The organism is Streptomyces sp. PH10-H1, from assembly GCF_030063355.1.
Taxonomy (GTDB): domain Bacteria; phylum Actinomycetota; class Actinomycetes; order Streptomycetales; family Streptomycetaceae; genus Actinacidiphila.
In genome coordinates, this window is sequence record NZ_JASISZ010000107.1 from 1 (window position 1) to 21,817 (window position 21,817).

Sequence of the window (21,817 nt, forward strand, 5' to 3'; positions counted from 1 at the left end):
GGTCCGGCCGTGTCAACGGCCGGACCGCGCGGGGAGGGTGAGGCTGGTGGTGGCCGGCCAGGGTGGCCGGCGGTGGCTTACGGCGCGCGCCGGGTGGTGGTGCGCCGGTGGCGGGGCGGGGCGGGAGGCCGGGATGGCGGCGGCGGGTAGCTGCGGAACCTGGTGCCGGCTGCAGGAGCGGAGTTGATGACTGTGCCCTGCACCACGCGGGGCCCGCTCTGCCGCGGGTGCTCTGGTACACCGGTGCGCTCCGGCTGCCCGGGGCGTACCGGGTAGCCGCGCTGCGGGCCGGGTCTGGTCCGGGGCCGGTTTGTCGGGCCGGTGCGGGGGGCTGCCGGATCGTTCGGCCGGGCCGGCCGGCCGCCGCGCGGTCCTGCCGGTCCTCCGGGCCCGTTGGGCCGGCCAGGGCCGCCGGGCCGTGGTGCGTCCGGCCCGGAGGGAAGTTCCGGCCGGGTTCCCGGTGAGCGGGGCAGCTGTGGGAAGGCCGGTGGCTGCGGGTAGTTGCGGGGCCGGTGGATTCGCACGGTGTGGCCTTCAGCGGCGCCGGAGTGGGTACCGGCCGGGGCGCCGTCGGGGCCTCCGGCGGAGCGGCCGGCGGAACGGCGGCGGGCCCAGCCGACCAGGCCGTCGCTGCCGCCCGGGCTGCGGTTGTTGCCGCTCAGGGCGTTGGTCAGGCGGCGGCGGCCGGCGAGGTGGCCGACGGTGTTGAGGATGCCGCGGCCGGCGAGTTGCGCGCCGCCGGCGGACACGATCCCGTCGAGCTTGCCTTTGAGTTTGAACGCCATCGCGGCTGCGGCGATGTTCAGCATGGACACCATCAGCCAGCCGTAGACGCTCAGCAGGCTCAGCAGTGCGGTGTCGACGATCATGACGGAGCCCAGCAGCATGGTGGAGGTGAAGCTGACGACGGTCAGGCCGATCAGGGTTTCGAACCAGCTGACGCCCCACTGGCGGGGGCGGCCCGGGATGCACCACAGGCACGCGAACACGACTCCGCACACGAGCAGCATCAGTGCGCCCAGCAGGCTTGCGAGGGTGGTGGCGGCCAGCACGATGACCAGGGCGCAGAAGATGACCGCGGAGATCACGGCGGCCAGCAGCACCCCGATCCGGCCGGCCGGGGTGTGCCCCTGGCGCCAGTTGACCGCGCTTTTCCCGGCGTTGTTGTCGTTCATGTTCTCGGCGAGGTAGTCCTCACGGGCGTCCATGTCGTCGCCGCGCTGCAGGACTTCGGGCCCCCACCGCTTGCACGCCTCCAGCGACCCCAGGTCCGCGATGCACCAGGGGACCGCGACGTAGGTGCGCCATACCGCGTCGCTGGCCTTGCGGATGGTGTCGTCGCGGGCCTTGCCCGACCACGCGGGCTCCGGCGTCTTGAACGGCATCGCGGAGGATGTGTCGCCGGTCAGACCGCCGTCGACGGTCGTCATGGCCACGGTCGCACCGGTCTGGCGGGCCTGGTCGACGCCCTTGACCCAGGTGGCCGGCGCGGTGAAGAACGTGCACGCGATCGCGGCGGACGCCGCGACCCAGGCCATCTGCCCGAGCATCGACTGATCCGAGCGGCGCGCCCAGGCGATGAACATGCCGACGGCCAGGGCCGAGGGCAGGAACATCGTGGCCATCGGGGTCGCGGCAGCCCCGATCGCGCGGGCGATGGCCGGCTCGATCTCCGGCAGCGACACCACGTTGAACGTCCACTGGGTGATGGTGACCGCGGCACGACCGACCATCGTGAGGATGCCCATGAGCATCTGCGCGACCTGGTGCATGCCGCCGTCGATCAGGTCGCCGCCGGTCAGGTCCGAGCTGAGCTGCTTGTCGAGCTGGAACGCACTGGGCGTGTACATCTCGAAAAGGGTGCCCTGGCCGTGCGGGGTGATCGGGGAGGGCATCAGGTCCCCGACGCCGCCGGGGTTGTACTTGTCGGTGTCGTCCGCGGCCGCGCTGGGCGCGGTCACCGTCAGGGTGGTCAGCAGCCCCATCCCCCACAGCAGCAGCGTCCGCAGCCGCGGCGGACGGAAGGTGCGGATCCGCCGGCCGGCGGCGCGGATCAGCTGTATTGCGCCAGTACCGGCGCGACGGGGTCCGCGGTGTGTTTGAACCGCGTGCCGACGTCGGTCGTCTGCTCGACGAGCCATGAGTCACCCTCCTTCACAAGGCGCAGTGCGTAGCGGAATGGGTCGCGGCCGGGCCTGCTCATGGTGGCCAGGGCGCCCTTGCCGGCCGGGTGGGTGGCGGAGGCCGGCACGTCCTGGACGTTGCTGATCGTGATGGTCAGTGGGCCGCGGGGAGCGGCGGACGGGTCGGCGGGTGTGCTGTTGCGCCGGCGCTGCGCGACGCAGCCGTCCAGGGTGCCGCCGTCCTTGGAGAAGTTCGGGCGGGCGGCCTTGGTCTGCAGCGCGCACATGGCCTTGGCGTCCGCGGGCTCGGTGGCCATCCACGCGCTGATGTAGGCGCGGGCGTTGGTGGTGACCTGCTGGACGGGGTCGGGGCCGGCCGCGTCGGTGGCGGAGCCGGAACTGTTCGAGCATGCGGCCAGCGAGGTAAGGGCCGCGGCGGCCAGGACGGCGCCGGCGAGGCGGGAGCGGAGCGGGTTCATCAGGTCTCCTTGATCGTGGGTTGGTGATCACGCAGCCTCCGATCCTGCCTTGGTGGACCCCGCCTGCGGATCCGACCCCGCACTTTCGGGGTCCAACTCGTCGCCGACCACGTTGTTTTCGTCTGGTTCGTCGTCTTGCGTCTGGTCCTTGGGGTTCGTGGACAGGGCCTGCTTCAGCTCTGCGCTCGGGATGTCCCACTGCATCGTGGCCACCCGGTCGTAGCGGTCGCGCACGATGCAGTGCCCGTGCCGGATCTTCTTGCGGTCGCCTTTGCTGATGCCGCTGATCAGCGCCCGGCTGGCCGGTCCGACCGGCAGCCGCAGGAGTTCCGACAGTGCGTCCTGCTGCAGTTTCGTCGCCTGCTCGAACCCGAAGACGGTTGTGATCGCCTCCAACACCCCGTCCAGGCCCAGCAGCGAGTTCGGGTCCTGGGAGTCGATGGCCAGGCTGGTGTCCAGCGCGCGCCCCATGCGGGCGATCAGGTCCAGGAACTTGCGGCCGTCGTCCGTACCGGTCAGGACATGCACTTCGGGGACCGCGATCACTTTCGGCAGGTAGCGCAGGTCCGTGCGGGCCGCGGTGTTGAGTGCGTAGGCGATCAGCCCGCGCATCAGCGCGAGCGAGACCCGCTCGTTCATCGTCATGTCGGCGGGCACGGTGCCGGCCTGCGGCATCGTCAGTCCCGGCACCTGCACCAGCCACAACCCCGGCTCGGGGCGCAGCGGGGACGCGCCGGCCGCGGGCTGGCCGAGCACCGGGGCGCCCAGCTGGGTGCGGGCGAGTTCCGCCAGCGCCTGGCCGGCGTTGCGGGCCAGGTCGTGCCCGTCGCCCTTGAGGTAGTCCACCACCCGCCAGGACGCCGGATCGGGCCCCGCGGCGACCTCGTTGGCCGCGCGCAGCAGGTGTGTCTCCACACCCTGGGTCCTCATGTGGTCCGGGAGCATGATCAGCATCTGGCTGACCACCTGCAGGGCGGCCTCACCGTGCGGCAGCATCCGGAACAGGTCCGCGACACCGGGGGTGTCGCCCCCGCAGGTGACGTGGTGGCTGGGCAGGCCCAGGTACTCACCGGCCTTGATCAAAGCGCCCTCATCGCCTTTGAAGCCCAGCATGAGGGAGAACGCGCCGCGCATCGCGGCGGTCAGCGTGGCGCTCATCATGGAAGTGGTCTTGCCGCGGCCGCTGCGCCCCAAAAACGCCGTGGTCGTGGCATCGCCCCGGGCCGAGCCGGCCGCGATGTCGAACCGGCAGACGCCGGAGGTGGTGCCGGTCAGCAGGCCGGCGATCGGCCCGGCCTCGTCCCCGGCCTCGCAACCACCCCAGAACATGCTCGCTGCCAGGGCGCTGGTCTCCCGGGTGTGGCCGAGGTCCGCGACGCGCAGCATGTCGCCGACCTGGCTCTCCAGCCACAGCTCGCGCTGTTCGTCCACGGCCACCAGTACGTCGATCGACAGACCCATGTAGTGCGAGACGACCGCGTCGCAGCGGGCCCGAAGGTCCTCCAGCGACTCCGTCGAGGCGACCAGCAGCCGCGGGTGGTCCTGCAGCAGCGTGGTGCTGTCGCGCGACATCCGCTGCCGCAGGCCCTCCATGACCGCCTCGGTCTCCTCGGTCTCGGCCAGTACCTCGCCCGCCGAGCCTTCCGCGGCACTGCGGCGCTGTTCCTTGGCGGACTTGCGGACCCGGTCGACCTCCTTGATCGCCGCGCCCTTGCGCCAGACCTCGAACCGGACCGAGGCCTCGGGGCAGACGAGGACCTCCTCTCCGGAGGCGTGGGTGTAGCGGATCTCCGACAGGCAGCGCAGCCACTCCTGTTCGCCGGGGGTGTACAGCTGCTCGGGAAAGGTCGGCATCGCCAGGAGCGAGACCCACGCGGCGGTCTCGCCGCGCGCGTCGAGCATCTGCACGTGGTCGGCGTGCGGCACGGCCCGGCCCTGCGACAGCCGTACCAGGGACGCGCCGGTGACCGTGGGGAGCGTCGGCGGCGCGGGCTGCGGCCGGTAGGACTCCCGCGACACCGCCCACGCCAGCAGTTCGACCGGGGCGATCCTCGCCCGCCACGGGGTGGCCTCCAGCCGCCGCTCCAGCCGGCGCACCGCGCCGTCGAGTTCGGCCAGCTCGTTCTCCGCCAGCCCGGTGTGCTTGAGGCCCAGCGCGTGGCCGGCCGCGTTCTTCACCGTCGCGCTCACCGCCGACGACCGCTCACCGATCTTCACCCCCAGCAGCAGGTGGCGCTGCGGGAGGTCGAGCTGGTCCAGGCGGGCGGCCCACATCGCGGCGAACGCCTCGACGTCGCCGGCAGTGAACATCTGCTGCGCCTCGGCCCGGTAGACCTCACCGTCGATCTGTGACCAGATCACCTTGAGGTGGCAGGCGTAGCCGGGCAGGATTTTGGCCAGGGCCAGCGCGGCCGCGTCCTGTTCGAGGTCCTGAACGTCCTCCGGCATCAAGTCGGTGTTGGCCGCGGACAGCGTGAACCACGCCTCCGCGCCGGTGGTGGTCACCACCAGGCCGTCGGCCAGCGCGACCAGTTGCGGCGCCGGCATGAACCGCTCCGCGCCCAAACCCAGCACCCGGCCGAACCGGGACACGCTCTTCCTCTTCGTGGCGGCGGCGCTCATTTGTACTCCTTCGGGACGGTGCCGCGGGCCCAGGCGCGGGCCTCGTTCTCGGCCAGGTACAGGGCCTGCAATCGGGTAGTCGTGCCGTCCTGGACGACGTGCATGCGGCCGGGGATGACGGAGTACGGCGGGACCGGCCACACCTCGGGCGCTATGCGGGTCCACAGCGTCTGTCCGCCGTACGCCACGACCCGGGTGACGAACACGTCCCGAACCTGCGTGCCGAGGTACGGGGCGACACCGCGGGTACTGCCGAACGCGATCTGCAGGCCACCGGCCCGGCCGGCGGCCAGCAGCAGGCCCAGTGCCTCGATGCCCGGAGCGTCCGCCAGCTGACTGTCGGGTCGGGTCAGGCCCCAGTACTGGCGCAGCGCGTCCACCGTCCGGTCGCCGTGCTCGATCACGATCAGCCGGCGCTGCGGCGCGCCGGCGGCTGACGCGCGGTCGTACTGACGCAGCTGGTCGAGCTGGTCGACGAGATAGTCGTGAATCTGCTCGATGCGGTCGAGGATCTGCACCCGCGGCAGGGGCGCCGCCCACGGGTGGGAGGAGCGGCGACGGTCGAGGTCGAGGACGTCGACGTGCGCACCGCGGCGCAGGGCCTGCGCGGCCAGCGAGCGCAGCACCGTGGTGGTCCCGCCTCCTCCGCCGGTGGCGACCAGGACGTGGCCGTCACCCTCGGGCAGGTAGACCGGTACGTCGCCGGCGGCCAGACCCAGCAGGACCCGCTCGCTGCCGCGCACGGCGCGAACGGTATGCGGGTCGGTGATGTGCACCGCGTTGCGCAGCGCGGTGAAGGACATCGTGGTCTGGGCGGTCATCTCAGCTCTCCTGGCGGGTAGCGGCGGGCCGGTGCGTCTTGCGCAGCCGGCGGCGGGACGCGGCAACTGCGTCCGGCCCGTACAGGCGCACCCGGTGCCGGATCCCGATGGGCTTGCCCGTCGCGTGCGCCGGGTCCGCCCCGGTCGCCGCGAACAGCGAACCGATACCGGGGACGGTGGGCAGGTGTGTCAGCCGCTCCCCCAGCCGCCGGGCCCGCAGGCGCAGGCCGAGCCGCCGCAGCGGGATGCGGCCGCGCCCGATGACGGGGTGGACGCCGCGCAGCAGGTACTGGGCGTGCACGCCCCACACCAGCAGGTTGGTGCGCCGCCAGTACGTCAGCGACCGCTTCGAGCCGGCCCACGTCAAGGCGAGCGGCGGGATGAGGAACAACGGCACGGCTGGCTGCGGCGGGAAACCGAACAGGATCAGCCACCCGGTCCACCAGGTGCCGGCGAACACCAGCCCGTAGCGCAGCGTGGTGCGGGGGATGCCCTCGCCCAGGTCCAAGCCCAAAAGTTCGTGCTGGCGCGTCTCGAGATCCCAGTGCCGTGTGTACGTGCTGGAAATACGCATCGGGGCCCCCGTCACTGGAAGACGCTGGCGATCAGCGTCCCCAGGCCGGTGAGGAGCTGCACGGCGGCCGCGGGCTTGAAGATGCAGTACGCCGCCAGCGATGCGCCGATGAAGCAGGTGAACAACTTGCCCCACTCGCTGCGGCCCCAGTGACTGAACACCCGCACCATCAGCACAACGCCGAAGATCGAGCTGAGGATGGTGGTGACATAGCTGGCCAGTTGGTTATTGCCGCCCATGACTCTCCTTGGTCGTCGCGTGGTGCAGGGGAAGGGGATCGGGGAGGGTGCGCACATGGCACCGGTGGGCGGTGGTCACTGCGACGTCACCTGCCAGGCCTGCCAGCGGGTGGCGCCGCTTGCGCTGACCTGCGCGATCGTGACGCGATAGGTCTGCTGCAGCTCGGCGCCGGCCACCTTCCACCGCACGGTCGCCAGACCGGTGCGCCGCGCCCCGGCGCCGGCCTCGACCGACCAGGTGTCGACGGACCGCAGTTCCATCCCGTCACCGAGCGGGGCGATCTTCGCGCCGGGCGCGGCGGCCTGGTCCGCGGTGCCTGCGACCCATGCCTTGAAGAAGGTGTCGATCCCGGCCCGGGTGGCCTGGCTGAGATTCGCGTCGGTGTCCGGGGCGTCCGGGGCTTTCCACTCGGCGGGCTGCTGCACGCCGACCAGTGCGGGCTGTCCGGTGACCAGCACCCGGCCGCCGCTGTCGGCGACCGGTACCTCCAGGCCGCGCCAGGACGAGATGGTGCGGGCCTTGGGGCCCTGGCCGGTGGTGGCCGCTACCCGCACCGCGACGGACACCCGGGCCTGGTGCGGTCCGGTCTGGGTGACCTGGCCGGGGATCGTCTGCGCGACCGTGGACTGTCCGTTGCCGTCCCATCCCGATTTCGCGTCCGCGTCCTTGGGCAGGTCCGCGGCCAGGTCGGCCTCCCGCGCCTTCGGGTTGTCCTGCGACCACGTCAGGTACGAGCGCGCGAAGCGCGCCGCCACCTGCTGGGCGGCAGCCTCCGGCACGTCGTCCTTGCGGGCCTCGGCCTGCGGGTTCGCCTGCTGCAGCGGCACCGCAGTTCGCGGCGGGAACGCAATGCTGCGCACCCCGAGAAAGGCCATCAGGCCCAGCACGCAGTACACGACGATCCGCAAGCTCCAGCGGCCGGCCCGCGAGCTGTCCTCCTCCTCCGCCCACCCGCCAGGTGCTGCCCCGGCTGCGGCCGCCGGCGTGGTCGTCCCGTCATCGGCCCGCCGTTGCCCCGCACGAGCGGAAACAGCATCAGCGAACTCGTCACCCCCGGCATTCTTCTTCTCGGGAAGGCTCAATACCTTCCGCCACCAACTCATGTGCGACTCCTCGGACGTATCGCGTGCGGTACATGTGCCCATGCGGGAACAGGGTTTGAAGCCATCCGCACGCCTGCGGGAACCTCATACCGGAACGCTATGCCCATTCACCTGTGGATAGATTTTTGCGAACGACCGCCCAACGCCCCTGCGGACATACGACGAGGGGCCCGCGCAGTTGCGCGGGCCCCTCGTCTTTGCTGGAGACGCTTAGTTCTCGTCCTCCTCATCCCATTCTTGTTCTCCGTCTTCCCTCACCCTGTTCCTGGACCACCGTCTCAATTCGCCAAGTCGGTACAAAGCATCACGGCCATCTCTTTTCGCCGGATCGGGGAAGTCAGGGTCCTTCGCTCTCGCGTTCCGTAGCGCTGTGAGGTCGATGCCCGACAGGTGCAGTTCGCTGGCTGCCCGCAGTCCGACGAGCATCTCGTCGTCTGGCGGTCCCGCCGATGGCTGATCAGGCTCCCCTGGTGCTTGCCGGGGGGCCGACTGCGCTCGCGCCACGTCTCCATCTGGGCCAGGTTCTGCACCCGGTGGTCCCTGCGCCGACAGCGCGGGCCCCGAGTCTTCGGAGGGCTCCGAGACCTGTGTACCTGTGTACTGAACCCCCTGTTTCCCCTGGTAGTGACGTTCATCTGTGTACCTGTGTACCTGTGTACTCGCCCCAACTGGAGGTTCCGCGGGGCCCTTCTTCAGGGCGACCGATGGCGGCCTCCCAGCACCCGACACGGCCCAGGCGCGGGCGTCGGCGTCGGTCATGAACATGATTTGGGTCTCGTGGCTGATGCCGCCGAGGACTACCTGCGCCCGGCCGATGTGCCGGGTGGACTTGGGGGCCGGCTGCACTTCGGGGACGAGCATGCGCCACGCGTTTTGCGTGTACCGGGCGAGAATTCGAGTGGCGAAGTTTTCTCGCATTTCGGGGCCGCCGAGTGCCCGGGCGGTCGCGGACTGTGCGACGAGCAGTACGTGCAGCCGAACGGCACGGCCCATGAACAGGATTTCTGCGAGCGCGTCGACGGCCGGGGAGACTTTCGGGTCGCCTTTTTCCTTTATCTTCTCCCAGTAGCGGGTGAGTTGCTTCATTGTCGCGTTGATCTCCTCCAGGAGGATGACCAACCGTGGCCCGATGGACATGGCGTCGGCCCCGTCCGCGAGTTTTTCCGCTGCGTGAATTCGGCGCTTCCCTTCCTCGCCGAGGTAGATGAGCGCTTCGTGGATATCGGAGATGTCCCGGCAGTACGTCACATTCGGCACGCCGCGCGCCCACAGGTGGGAGACACGCTTGAAGTCGAGAATGTAGCCGAGAGCTCCATGGTGAATGAGCTGCGAAGCGATGGTCCGCAAGATGACGCTTTTGCCACCACCGGTGCCGGCGGAGACCAGCACGTGCGGGGACTCGGTGTCGAGGTCGACGGACACGACCTTCCCGCCCCGGGTCAGGCCGATCAGCGGAGCCGATTCGGGGACCTTCGCCACCAGTTCGCGCACCTTCGCGTCGGCGAACACGACCTTGGACGGCGGCCGGTTGACCTTCTTAACCGTGACGTACGGTGCGCGGCCGTCGTACTTCCACGAGAAGCTCACACCCTGCAGAGCGAGTTTCTTCACGATCATCTCGGCGACCGCACTTTCGTTGAACTTCAGGTTGACCGGCAGATCGATACGGATCTCGGCGTCGTCATCGGAGAAGTTCGCCGGTACGTGCAGGTACGTGCGCGGGCGGGTCGCAAGCGGCAACCCGAGCGGCTCCGCCAAGGCCAGGTGCAGCGGCATGACCCACTCGCGCATCAACTCGCGTCGGCCCCGGGTCCGCACCGCGTGGACCATTCCCCCTGTCATCACCAGCCCACCGGCCGCCGCCCCGCCGTACTGCAACGCCTGCAGGGTCTGCTCGGGATCGAGCCAGTAGGCCCAGCCGCCGACCCCGAGCGCTCCCCCGGTGGTGACACGGGCCGCAGCGCGCTGCCACCCGGGCCGGTAGGACATCGGCCCGACCCGCCCCTGCACCCCGTCCCGGACCCGGGTGCCGGAGCGCAGGAACGTCGCGTTGGTCCGCTGCTCGCCATCCATGTCCCGGCCCGACAACAGCCGGCCGATCGTGAAGACGGCGCCCTCGACGGCCTCCTCGATCTGCTTGTCTACCTCGCTGCGCGCCATCGCCCCTTGCTCCTCCCGCTTCGTGATCTCGGTCCCCTCCGCACCAGCGGAAAGCGATCTTCCAGCACGCTAAGCGGGATTGCCTGTGGATAGATTTCTGCGCGTGCAGGCCTCCGGCTGCAGCACTCCCCGCACCGTGCCGCACCCTGCTCCTGCACCGCGCTGCACCGGGGCCTGCACCCGCTGCCGCCTGCACGCGTGCTGCACCGCCGGCCTGCCTCACTGCACTGCAACGCGGTGCAGGTCTGCACGAGCAGCGCTGCGCGTTCGCTGCTGGCAGGACCGCTCGGGCGCGACGAGCAGGAGCGGACCGTGCAGTTGCACGGGCCGCCAGCGCCCATCCTCAGCGCGCGGGGGGCCAGCCGTGGAGCGTCGGTCTTCCTGCCCCTCCCGCGCAAACCTGCTGCACTGCCGTGCCGGCTGGCCCGTGCAGAGGACTTCACTGCATCGAGCCGGCCGATCCTGCACGGCTCGGCGGCGCCGGTGCGGCAACCTGCAGCCCCTGCCGCACGTGGTACTGCCCGCCTACCTGCAAGAGGACGCGGCGCCGGCCGGCCCTTGCAGTACTGCAGTCCTGCAACGCCCGCACACCTCGACGCCACCGGGACGCTGACGTCAACGCGGCCACCGCGCACTGGCACGCCGAGGACGCTGCCAGAGCAAGCTGCCACCATCCAGCCATGCCCATCAGCGCGCAGTACGCCCGTTCCCTCTTCGAGGATCTGACCCACAGCGCCACGGTTCCGCTGGATCCGGACGAGCTGATCGCCATGCCCCGGCTGCGCCACCACGGACACGTGGTGCTGGGCGACATCGCGGTGCGCTGCTACAAGCACAAGGCCCGCTGGACGTACGACGAACGGGACATCCGCCGCGCCGCACGGACGCTGGCAGAGCTGCCTCTGGTCCTGGACGACGTCGTGGAACTGCACCTGCCCGCGTACCGCGACCAGGGCGAGCCCGGCGACAGGCAGCTCCCGGACTGGCGGCGCGAGCTGGTGGCATGGATGTTTCACTGAGCCCGCCGCAAGACCCAGGCCGAGCGCTGCCTGGTTGAGGAGGCGCCCACGGACTGGGGCGCCTGGAAGACGATCGAGCAGAACGGTCTACCCGGCGGCATGACCTGGGACGAGTTCGTCGCCGCCAGCGCCGAGCGCCGGAGCTCGCAGAACATCGCGGGACCCGGCCGTTGGAGTTGCTGACCTGGTCGGGCGAGGGCTGGCTCCTCCCGCGCGCCTACACCGACCTCCTTGACCGGGGCCAGCGCGTGGAAGGTGATCTACTCGCCCGGGCGCGGGAGTGTTCCGGCTGTGGCGCCCTGGATCCGGACGTATGGGGTGGCTGGCGGACGCCGACCAAGACCGGGTACGTCACCTTGTGTCCGCCCTGTAGCGGGGCAACGTTCCAGCCGTACACCGGTCACCTGCGCGGCGTGCTGTACGACTCGGCCCGACGGCGCCGCACGCAACCTGACGACTACGTGTGTGCGCTGTGCCAGGCGCGCCAGGCGGCCGGATGGGACCACTGCCACGACCACGACTATCTGCGAGGTCCGCTCTGCGCCGGCTGCAACACCTCCGAGGGCAGCGGCCTGCCCTACTACTTCCTTCAGCGAGACGAGGGCGCGCGGTACCTGTTGGAGTGCAAAGGCTGCCGTGACCAACGCACCCTGCCCCTGCGGTTCCACTCCGCCGTGGTCCGCTTGCATCTGGAGCAGACCGAGCAGCACGGAACCTGCGACCGGCAACCGTACGCCGGCGAAGGGCACCAGACCCACGGGGTACGCCGGTTCGAACTGAACTGCACCTGGCACACGCGCGGACGATGGGCACGGGACGTCACGGCAGCCGAGACCACAGCTCTCGTCCAAGCTGTCGTCGACGCCGCCCTGACGACCACGACGCCTCCGCCCTGCGACGGCATCGGCGGGAGCCACCCGTGATCGCGCTGGCGACGTCTCGGCGACGGGGCCGGCGAGCCGACAGCAGACGCAGCCCAGGACCCGCCGCGCTGCTGCACCCCGACCCGTCAGGCCGGCCGCGCTGACGATCAGTTCTCGGGCAGCCGGCGAAGGCCGCCGTAGGTCAGGCGTTCGCCGGCGTCGGTTCCGCTGCTGCCGGCGCACCGACCGGTGACCCGGTTCCGCGGCTCCCCCGGGCGTCCTTCTCCGCGGCCTTCGCGATCTTGTAGATCTGGCCGCCGTTGACGACTCGACCGTGTTACGTCCGCGATAACGGCACGCTTGAGGGTTCGATACTGATCCTCATGCGCACGCGCGAGCGCCATCACCCTTGGCTGCCCATCAGGACCGCACAAGGGCAGTCCGCGCGATCGTATCCACTCGATGAACCGGTGGTTCGTCTCCTTGTAGATCTCCCTCCAGTAGTACCGCTGGACCAGACTCGCCGCCCCGCGATGGGGCTTGCTCGGCGCGACCGGAGGTGTCTCACCTCGGCACTCGTGGCAGACACCATCCGTCAGTGGATCGGTGACACGCACTTCGAATCGCTGCGCGTCCACACTTCGCATGGCCTGATGCGGAAGGACGTAAACGGCGATCTCCCGGTCGCACGAGCACGTAAGAACGGCCTGGCAGTCCTGGCATTCGTACTTCCGCAGCAACTCGTACAAATTGATCGCTACCAGCGACCGATGTCGGCAGACCGTCTGCTCACCACTGTTCGACCGCTCCATACTCCGCCACCATTCGCGCCTGATCCAGGCCAGACCGCCCGGGAAGGATAGCCTGCTGGACTCCATCGTCACCCCGGTATAGATTCCGCGGCCCGCTCCCCCAGCGTCTACCGCTAGGGCCGCTGGCTGAGCAGACTTGGGGACTGGGGGGAGCAAGTTGTGGGCGCCACCGCGTTGACCGTGTGCCGGAGTGCTGGGGCCCGGCACCGAACCCGCAAGGTCATCCCCCGATCAAATCCCACCGGTCCGGCACCCGATCCCCCGCCGTCATCCGGACAACGCCCCGTCAAAGCGGCGTCCGGGTGCGGCTGCCCACGGTATACGCCGGGCGCTCCGGGGGCTGGACGCGCCAAACAGGGCTGGCCGAGATCCCGTCAGACGACGTTCGATGGTCCAGGATAGGAGGCATGGGGCGCAAAAACGGGCGCGGAGCTCGAACAACTGGCGAAGCGGGTGTGGCGTCGGTCCCCGGTGACGCGGGGAGCTGGATTCCTGCGCCCCCGCGGCTGCAGACGCTGGTTGCCTGCCAGGACCTGGATCCGCCGGTTGAGACCATGGATCAGGTGCTGCCGTTCGCGAGCCTGGCTTGGGAGAACTTCGAGCGTCTCAATCTGCGTCTGGCGCGGCGCAGAGGTGAGGTCGACCACGCGGTTGACCGGGTCCCGGTCGGCTCCCCGCGATGGAAGCTGAGCCAGAAGGAGGCAGTAGCGGCGAAGCTGTACGGGAGGGCGGGGCAGGACCAGGAGGGCATCGACTTGTACGTGCGGTTGCCCGAGGGACAGTGGTCCTCCGACCGGTCGCGCCAGTACCTGAGTCTGCAGTCGCGCAGGATCGCGGTGCTCACCGCGGCGAAGCTGGGCAAGGCCGTGAACGAATTCCTCGCAGGTGACTGGGCGGATGCCAGTCGTGTCTTCGTTTACGCAGTGAGCCTGTCCGGGGTGGAGCGCAAATTCGATGACGAGGTGAGAAAGCAGCGCGCGAGGCTGGAGAAGCTGGGCATCGGCTTCGAGGTGTGGGACGCCGAAGAGTTGTCGGCACAGTTGAAGACCGAGCCGTACCTGGTGGACGACTTCTTCGGCCGCCGGTGGGTGGAGCGGTTCGTGTCCTCGGAGGCGGCCGCCGCTTTGGGCGGGCGCCTGGACGCCGCCGAGGTCGGTGCGCTGCGGACCAAGCTGGCATCGTTCTACACGACGTTCTTCGACCTGACCGACTCCGGTATGGCCGCCCTGCAGCGGGCCGACGCGCCTAGGGTGGCGTTCCGTGACCGGTTCGTCGTTCCGGACGTTCTCGCGCAAGCGGCAACTGTGCCCGGCTCCGTGTCATCGACTTTGAGCAGGCCGACGGTCACTGCGTTGCAGTGGTGGGCGCAGTCCGAGGGTTCCAGGGTCGAAATGGCGGCCCCCGAGGCCTGGGGTGGGGCGGGTGGGTCAGCTCGCGACGCTGCGGCTGTTGCGCACGGAGCCGGCGAGCCCGCGTCGGCACCGTGGCTGGCGGATGTCGAGGCCCGTACCGGCATCGACGAGTGGCTCGCGTCCAGTGATCGACATCTTTTGGTGGGCGGGCCGGGTAGCGGCAAGAGCACCTTTCTGCGTTTTGCTCTGCTCGACCTGCTGTCCGAGCAACCGGTCCTGCCTGGCTGGACGGCTCGTTTCGGGGACCGCCTGCCGGTCTGGTTGCCGTTCCACTTCTTCACCCGTCGTCGTGCCTACGACGACGACCGCGCCTCGGTCTCCTCCACGCTCAAGGCGTGGCTGGAGCACAACGACGGCGCGTATCTGTGGGATCTGGTCGCCAAGGCGCTTCAGGACGAGCGCCTGCTGCTGATCGTCGACGGCCTGGATGAGTGGGAGACCGAGGAGGCAGCGCGTAGCGCATCAACCGCTCTTGAGGCCTTCTTGGACCAGCGGGACCTGCCTGCCCTGTTTTCCACGCGCCCGTACGGGGTGCGCCGTGTCGCCATGTCCGGGGTATGGAGCCGGGCGGAGCTGGCTCCGCTGTCTGCTGCGCAGCAGCACACCCTGGCCACCATCTGGTTCACTGCCGCCCACGCCGCACCGGCAGATCACGGCTCTCCGCACGGGCCCGGTGGTGACCGGTCCGTGGGCCCGGCTCTGCTGGGCAGCCGTGTCGAGGACTTCACCCGCGAACTCGAGGCGAGCGGTGACCTTCGCCAACTCGCGCGCGTACCGTTGTTCTTGCTCCTGCTGGTCGGCTTGCGTCTGGCCGATGTCAAGCTGCCGCGGCGCCGCTTCGAGGTATACGAGCGCGTTGTCGATCAGTTCCTTCAGGACCATCCGGCCAAACGGGGCACCGCGGCGTCGCTGGCCAGACCTCGTTCTGGCCTGACGGACCAGCAGGTGCGGTCGGTGCTTGCGCAGATCGCCTTCACTCACCAAGAACGCGGCATGTTCGGGCCGGTCCTGGAGACCCAGGTCCGGAGGATGGTCATCGACGCGCTGCGCAATCCGGAGGTCGGCGCCATGGATGCCGGCGCGGCAGCCTTGGCCGGCGAGCAGTTCATCCAGATCGCCGAAGGCGAACTGGGCGTCCTGGTGCGGCAGTCCCACCGCGACCTCGGGTTCTTCCACCGCGCTCTGATGGAGCAGCTTGCCGCAGAATACGCGGTCGATTACCTGGCCCCCGAAACGCTGCACACTCTGGTCGCCGAGCATGCGGGCGACGCCCGCTGGAGCGAGGTCCTCCTGGCCATCATGTGGCGGCTGCGTCCCAACCAGATGCCGGCGGTCGTCGACATCCTGGCTGACCACGCTGTCCCGGACCGGCCCGCAGGCATGGCTGCGGCGCACGTACTGGCCGAGGCGGTGTTCGGCGGCTTCGGTCTCGCACCGGGGCACGCGCGCCGCCACGCAACTCGTGTCCTGGAAATGATCGACACCCATCCCTACGTTCCGCTGCGCCAGCGCCTGCTCAAGGCCGTGCTGCCAGGGCTGCGCCAACCTGTTCTCGCCGGCCTCCTGCTCGGTCACCTCCAGCGGTGGACCGTGGCTCACCAGCCCGTACCGGCCGCGCTGCTCGATCGCCTGGGCAGCGTCGTCGACGACAGTCAACTGCCGAGCCCGGTATGGCCCGTCCTGGCTGCGGCGCTACGCGGTGAGGACGTGCTCGCTGTCAGCGCCGCCGCGATATCTCTGATCTGCCGGTACGCCGACGGGGAACGCCGAGACGAAACGCTGGAGGCCCTCCTGCGCGCCGCCGCGCAAGGGCCGACAGCCGAGCACACCGCGCTGATTACGCATGAACTGATCAGGAGCTGGCCCGAAGATCAGTGCGTCACCCGATTGATCGCGCATGCACGTCGGCAGGATGCTCTGCCCGTACGGCTGGTCGGCCTCGCCGGTGCGCTCGGCACAACCGCCGCTTCCGGTCCCGGTGCGCCGCTCGGCGACCGACGTGGCGACGTCGCCGCCGTCACGCCCGCCGAACGGGACTGGCTGACCGACCAACTCGGCACCGCTGACACCGACCGCCTATGGCTCCCGCTGCTGGCCAATACGCTCCTGGCCGCCGTCGCCGAACCGGGACAGCCACGTGACAGCGTCCTCGATAGTTGCCTGGAGATCCTCGACAAGGGCAGCCGCCGATACGGAGACCGCCATCTTGCTTGGGCGGTCCTCTTGCAGGGCTTCGCGCAGGAACCGCGGACCATCGCCTTCGTCTGCGGGACACTGCGTACCGATCACTCCCTGGCAAGCTTCCTGGGTCTGGGGCCGCTCGCCCGGGCCTACCCCGAGCACCCACAGGTCTCGGCGGCGGCCGACACTCTGCTGGATGGCGACGGCGCTCGCCCCCTGGACTTCGACCTTCCCGCCCTGACCGCGATGAGCAAGAGCCGCACCGTCCGCGACTACCTGCTGCAGAACCTCGCCTCCAGCGGCACACCCCATTGGGCCGCCGGCGCCTTGACAGCGCACTGGGACCAGGACCCCGAGGTCGTCGCAGCACTGCGCACCATGCTGCTCAGCGAACCCAGGCGCGCTTCCCGGATTGCCCGAGCCGCCGCCCCCGTCCTTGGCCCCGACGCCGCGCTCACGCGACTCCTTCAACTGCTCGAACCGCCGGCAGACACCGCACGCCTGCGCGTGGACATCGTCACCCTCGCTCTCCTGGATACCTGCCAGGATCTCGGTATCACCCAAGGCCCGCAAGCCGACCGTGTCGCCGCCGCCTGCCTCGACGCCCTCACGACCTTCAAGTACCCCGGGCTGGACGGGATCGCCTATGAGGTGATCGTCCGCCTCCCCCGCAGTGCCCCGGCCCGCACCCTCACCACCGAACTCCTGGCCGCCCCGCAGGCCCCGCTCGACGCGATCACCCATGCCTACGGCGACGACCCCGACATCATCGCCACCGTGGTGAAGGTCCTCAACACCACGCACCCAGCCCTGCCCACCCCGGCCCGCCGAACCCTCCACACACTCCTGGCCGGCGACCAAGCCGACAGCGCCACCGTGTGCGCACTCACCCGCAACTGGCCACTCGAACCTGAAGACCTGGCCAGGTCCGCTGCCTCCGCCGCCTACCACACCCACCTCACTCTCCAGCACGACACCGGGACGCTGCCCCAGAACGACTGGCAACAGGCCATCGACATCCTTGCCCAACACAGCATCGGCAAAGGCTTCATGAGCTGGGGCCAGCAGCGATCCGCGTGGCTGGGCATCCTGCTCACCGACGAACTCCACCTTCTAACCGAAGGCGGTCTGCAAGGCGGGAAGCTGATGTTGAGCGACACCGGCCCCGATGCCGACCTGCTCCTCCTGGCCGCACTCGCCGATCGCTGGCCCCACCTCCGCGCGCACCTGGGCACCTCTCCCGTCAAGCGGCTCACCACCGCCCTGGGGGGAGGGCCTGACAGCGGAGCCTGGGGATATCTCGCGCTGGTGGCAGATCGGGAGCCGTCGCTCGCCGCCGAACTCGGTGCTGCGGTCGCCTCCGAACCGGGCCTCCTTGACCAGCCGGGAGTCCTGGCCTGGTACGCCAACAAACATCACGGCGAACCAGGCTTGCTAGAGACGCTCCGTTCAACGAGCGACTCCACCAACCTCCGCCCACTGGCCAACCTGCTCCTGGCAGAGTCCCACCTGCTCGGGCTGGAACCGGAAAGCGTTCGCGTCCAACTGCACGCCGACCTCCCCCAGGGCTGGGCACGTGACCTCCTCCCGAGCCGCTCCAGCGCTTTGGAGGCACTGGCGGACGGATTCCCCGAGGACGAGGAGGTCAACCGGTACTGGAAAATGCTGACCCGGGCACAAGCAGTCAAGGAGGCCGTACGGATGGAACCGCGAACGTATTTCGCACTCACGTACGCCGCCGTTCCCGCGGAGGATCTCCTGTCCCAACTGCGCGGTGACATCGCCCGCCTCAACAGGTGGGGACCCTTCGTCGACCACATGTTCGCCAGGGCCCTGATCCGCAGACTCCGCCGGGACGAGGAAGCTCGCGACTGCCTGAGCAACCACGTCCAATCACAACAGACCAGCGACGCACACTCGGCGCAGCTCACGGCCCTCCTCGCCGCGGCCAGCACACTCACCGACCCGACACTCAACAGCCTGCACGCACGCCTGAACCACCAGGCCCAGCAGTCCGAACCGGACACCGTCCGCGACTACTGCACCAGCCAGAACCTCCCAGTCCCCCTCTTGCTTCTCCGCACCCTCGATGCCTCACCGAACCCGTAAGACGCCGGTGCGAAGCAGCACAGGTCAAGCCATCCGCATGAATTCTCCTCGTCGTCGCCCTCCCCCGCTCCCATTCCTAGACAAACCGGGGCGCTGCGCGCAGCAACGGAGCGATCAATCTGCGCAGTAGCTTTTCACCCCCACCAGAAGGTGGCGGCAGTTGCTCTAAAATCCGTGCCACGTCAGGCGACCTGGCTATCTCTGCCTTTTCAATCCCGGGTGTACCCGCGCCTGACCGCAGAAAGCGAAGCCAGCTACCGCTGCGAAGTGTCCCGTCGAGGTGATCGACCCCGCCGGCCATGCGATCGCTACCAGCGCGCACCCGCTACGGGGCGACGATCCACCACATGGGCCATGGCACCCAGCAGCACGCCGCCACCTACGTCCGCCGGCTGCCTGCCCATGCCCCGCGCCCAGGGCAGCCGTGCCGCGACCCCCGCCGGGCGCGGGCGAGGAACGCCCGCTCTACCAGGGGCACCCCGCGCTACTGGACCTCCTACTCGGCCCCAGCCCCGAGGACCCCCTGGCCAGGCTGTGGCACTACCCTGCCCCCATCAGCGCAATGCCGCCCATCGGCCCGGCTCCCGCCCGAAGGGATCACGGATACGACCGACGACGGGCAACCCCCGCCACGCGCAGCCACCCGGCTGCGCACCACCCAGGTCGCCGACGATACGACCACGTCCAGGGCGAACGACGGCCCCAGGATCTGTCCCAGAGCTGACCGGGCCAACCGAGAGCACGGCCTCCTCTCGGCCCGACAGGTAGACGAGGCGCCAGGACGCTCCCGCACCGGCACCGGATAGTTCGCGCGGGCAGCAGGCGTGGGTCTGCACAGCGTCGACGACGCCGTCGGCCGTAGCAACTGGTAGGCCACCGGACCGAGACCGGTCAGGGCTGCGGATCGTAGTCCAGGAGCTTGAGCAGTTTCAGGAGGCGCTTGGTGGCGGCGAGCGGCTCGGTCTTCTGCTCAGGGGCGTCCACGTCCCAGTGCGCCAGCTCGTTGCGGTAGTCCTTGACCACGGCGACTCGGCTGACTATGCCGTTCTGGTCGTAGGGCCAGTCGAGATCAGCCCAACATGTCTCGTCAGCCAGCAGCGCCGGGTACTGGCCGAGGGTGAGCTCCTCGTTCCGATCGAGCTTCTTCTTCCGGATTCCGGAGGCCTGCGGCAGATGATCGGGGTCGATACTGCGGGTAAGGCGGCGCAGGCGGCGTTCTGCCTCGCCCAGCAGGATGAAGGGCTCGACGCGGAGCCTGAGCTGCTCGGCGAGGTCGGAGGCAGTCAGGATGCCGACGACGAGGTTGTATCGATCGGTGACGATCAGGAAGCCGTGCTGCCGGATGTCGCCGATGCGGACAAGAAGTTCCTCCTGCTCGTGGGCGGTGTGCGGATGTGGGTCGATAGCGGCTGCAACGGTGGGTTCGCGCTTTGCCAATTGGGCACGGGCGATACTCTCCCAGGTGATGACCCCGCGCAGCACGTTGTTGTCGTTGACGACGGGCAGCTGGGAGTAGTCATGCTCGACCATCCAGGTCAGCGCGGTGCTCAGCGGCGCGTCGTAGGCGACGGTGGTCACGTTCCGCACGCTGGGCAGAAGGCTGCCGATACGCCAGTGCCGTCCCAGGTCTACCTCGGTCACGCCGCCGGCCCGATCCGCACCCTGCTGGGCTTGCGTATCGGCCTGTACCTCGGCAGCGTCGATAGCTGAAACGGTGACCAGGCCATCGAGTGCCACTTCGGTGAAATGCGGAGTCGCACGCAGCCCGCGCACGGCGAGCTCGGCGTCGACGATGTCGATGACGTCGTTGGTACGGCGCTGCCAGCCCCACAGACCGATCAGAGCACGCGCGGTGAGCTGCCGGGTACCCTCCTGCTCCACTTCCAGTACCAAGGCAGTAGCATCGGCCGGCGGCTCGATATCGCCGTCATAGCCCGGATCGATGCCTGAGCTTGCGAGTTCCTGGACCCGCTGTGCGGCGTTGCGGCGACTCAGTCCGCTGACGGTCAAGAAGGCCCCCATGCTGTCCCGCAGGTCCCCTCCGATCGCTGCGCGCATCACGTCCTTGCGCCGCCAGGACACGGGGCGCACATGGCGGAAGCCCGGTTCGGCGTCGGCCCGGTACTCGTAGGGGCCGGTCACCTCGCCGACGGCTACGAAAGGCTGGAATTTGCGTGGCATGACCACAAAGTCGCCGACGCTCATCTTCGCCTTGAACCGCCACAGCTGGTGTTTCCAGTTGTTGCGGGTGCCGGCGGCGACTTGGGGGTAAGTCTTGTCGAGTACCGCATCGAGCTCGTCAATGGACTGGCAGGTGCTGAGGTCGTGCTCGACTTCCTCCCAACCTACGACGACCAGCGCCTCGTCGATGGCGTACTGCTCCCGCTCGCCCTCCGAGCCGGCCCGTACCACCCAAGCTTGCGCCACCACTCCCCGTTTCTTTTTCGCTCATGGCCCGACCGGGCACCGCGAGTGGCATGACTGTACAGGCCACCGTTTTACGACGTGTTCGACAGTTGGCCGGCGACTGCGCGGTTCTGTCGGCTCGCCGCGGTTGTTGCCTAGCGCGGGAAGCCGCGGGCGCAACAGCAGGTCGCCCCGATACTGGCTCTCGCGGATCGAGGGCTCACCGGTCCCGCCAAAGAGGGACGGCGGGCCTTCATCGGGCTGCCCCGGTAGATGAGACTGTGAGCGACGGTCCTCGGCGTGACCCGTGCCGGGACCGCGCCGACATTCGGCACGCCCTCATCACTTCAACGCGAAGGCCGCATTCCGCTCAAGTACCGAATAAATGATCATCGACCGTAAAAGGTACGCATACACGCCTCGCCCGATCGACGCGCTTCGTAAGAAATTATCCTTCTAGTCACGACATTACTTGCCTAGTCACAGCATGGCAGTTCAGAGGCCATCGACCACCGGCTACCTAGGACGAGACGCGAATACCATCCCAGTTCACAGGTAGACCAGGATCTTCTACACCAACATTAAGCACTGCACTTCAAAGACAGCTTGATGTCGTAACTACAGAGAGGATCGACACGTCATCACTCACGGCACCCCGGACATCATGGAAGGCTGCGGGGACGACGCACCGGTCAACGTTCACCGATAACCAAGCCCAGGACCGGCACCGCAACTCCCGCCCCAGCCACACGAACAACCACCCCCGTGAGGTTCCCCCGTTGCTCGGGAGGTGCTGATCAGCTGGTCAGGGAGGGTTGACGGGGTTTCAGGTTCGCTCGTTCGGTCGTTGCCTGTTCGGCGTAGTGCTTCTCCTCGAACTCGACCGGGCTGAG

At 69.1% G+C, this 21,817-nt stretch carries 12 protein-coding genes; 3 read left to right on the top strand and 9 right to left on the bottom strand.

Annotation, left to right across the window (positions count from 1 at the left end):
- Nucleotides 1–77: 77 nt before the first annotated feature.
- The 8 genes from QMK24_RS37250 to QMK24_RS37285 all read right to left on the bottom strand — a co-directional run bounded on the left by QMK24_RS37250 (nucleotide 78) and on the right by QMK24_RS37285 (nucleotide 10,122).
- A complete protein-coding gene (locus tag QMK24_RS37250) occupies nucleotides 78–2,141 on the bottom strand; it encodes a chromosomal replication initiator protein DnaA (protein ID WP_283471319.1) in 2,064 nt (687 codons plus the stop codon).
- Complete coding sequence (locus QMK24_RS37255; RefSeq protein ID WP_283471320.1) at nucleotides 2,054–2,602, bottom strand: hypothetical protein; 549 nt, start codon at nucleotides 2,600–2,602, stop codon at nucleotides 2,054–2,056. Before QMK24_RS37255 ends, QMK24_RS37250 begins: the two co-directional genes overlap by 88 nt.
- A 27-nt stretch (nucleotides 2,603–2,629) precedes the next feature.
- Complete coding sequence (locus QMK24_RS37260; protein ID WP_283471321.1) at nucleotides 2,630–5,224, bottom strand: ATP-binding protein; 2,595 nt, start codon at nucleotides 5,222–5,224, stop codon at nucleotides 2,630–2,632.
- Entirely contained in the window at nucleotides 5,221–6,045 is an 825-nt protein-coding gene (locus QMK24_RS37265) for a cell division protein FtsK (protein WP_283471322.1), read from the bottom strand. Before QMK24_RS37265 ends, QMK24_RS37260 begins: the two co-directional genes overlap by 4 nt.
- 1 nt (nucleotide 6,046) lies before the next feature.
- A complete protein-coding gene (locus tag QMK24_RS37270) occupies nucleotides 6,047–6,619 on the bottom strand; it encodes a hypothetical protein (protein ID WP_283471323.1) in 573 nt (190 codons plus the stop codon).
- 11 nt (nucleotides 6,620–6,630) lie between these two features.
- On the bottom strand, nucleotides 6,631–6,858 hold the full coding sequence (locus QMK24_RS37275; RefSeq protein ID WP_283471324.1) for a TcpD family membrane protein: 228 nt from the start codon (nucleotides 6,856–6,858) through the stop codon (nucleotides 6,631–6,633).
- Nucleotides 6,859–6,933: 75 nt separating this feature from the next.
- Complete coding sequence (locus QMK24_RS37280; RefSeq protein ID WP_283471325.1) at nucleotides 6,934–7,962, bottom strand: conjugal transfer protein; 1,029 nt, start codon at nucleotides 7,960–7,962, stop codon at nucleotides 6,934–6,936.
- 210 nt (nucleotides 7,963–8,172) lie between these two features.
- Nucleotides 8,173–10,122, bottom strand: a complete 1,950-nt coding sequence (locus tag QMK24_RS37285) for a pRL2-11 (RefSeq protein WP_283471326.1) — start codon at nucleotides 10,120–10,122, stop codon at nucleotides 8,173–8,175.
- Nucleotides 10,123–10,802: 680 nt separating this feature from the next.
- Between QMK24_RS37285 and QMK24_RS37290 the strand changes: the two genes are divergently transcribed.
- From QMK24_RS37290 to QMK24_RS37300, 3 genes are all read left to right on the top strand, one after another.
- Nucleotides 10,803–11,141, top strand: a complete 339-nt coding sequence (locus QMK24_RS37290; protein WP_283471327.1) for an endonuclease VII — start codon at nucleotides 10,803–10,805, stop codon at nucleotides 11,139–11,141.
- A 170-nt stretch (nucleotides 11,142–11,311) separates the two neighbouring features.
- Nucleotides 11,312–12,064, top strand: a complete 753-nt coding sequence (locus QMK24_RS37295; RefSeq protein ID WP_283471328.1) for an endonuclease domain-containing protein — start codon at nucleotides 11,312–11,314, stop codon at nucleotides 12,062–12,064.
- Nucleotides 12,065–13,370: 1,306 nt separating this feature from the next.
- Nucleotides 13,371–18,518 carry an NACHT domain-containing protein gene (locus QMK24_RS37300; RefSeq protein WP_283471329.1) on the top strand — a complete coding sequence of 1,716 codons (5,148 nt, stop codon included), beginning with the start codon at nucleotides 13,371–13,373 and terminating at the stop codon, nucleotides 18,516–18,518.
- A gap of 891 nt (nucleotides 18,519–19,409) precedes the next feature.
- On the opposite strand, the gene QMK24_RS37305 is transcribed toward QMK24_RS37300, so the two are convergent.
- Nucleotides 19,410–20,948: a DUF8426 domain-containing protein gene (locus QMK24_RS37305; protein WP_283471330.1), complete on the bottom strand. Its 1,539-nt coding sequence runs from the start codon at nucleotides 20,946–20,948 to the stop codon at nucleotides 19,410–19,412.
- Nucleotides 20,949–21,817 lie beyond the last annotated feature (869 nt).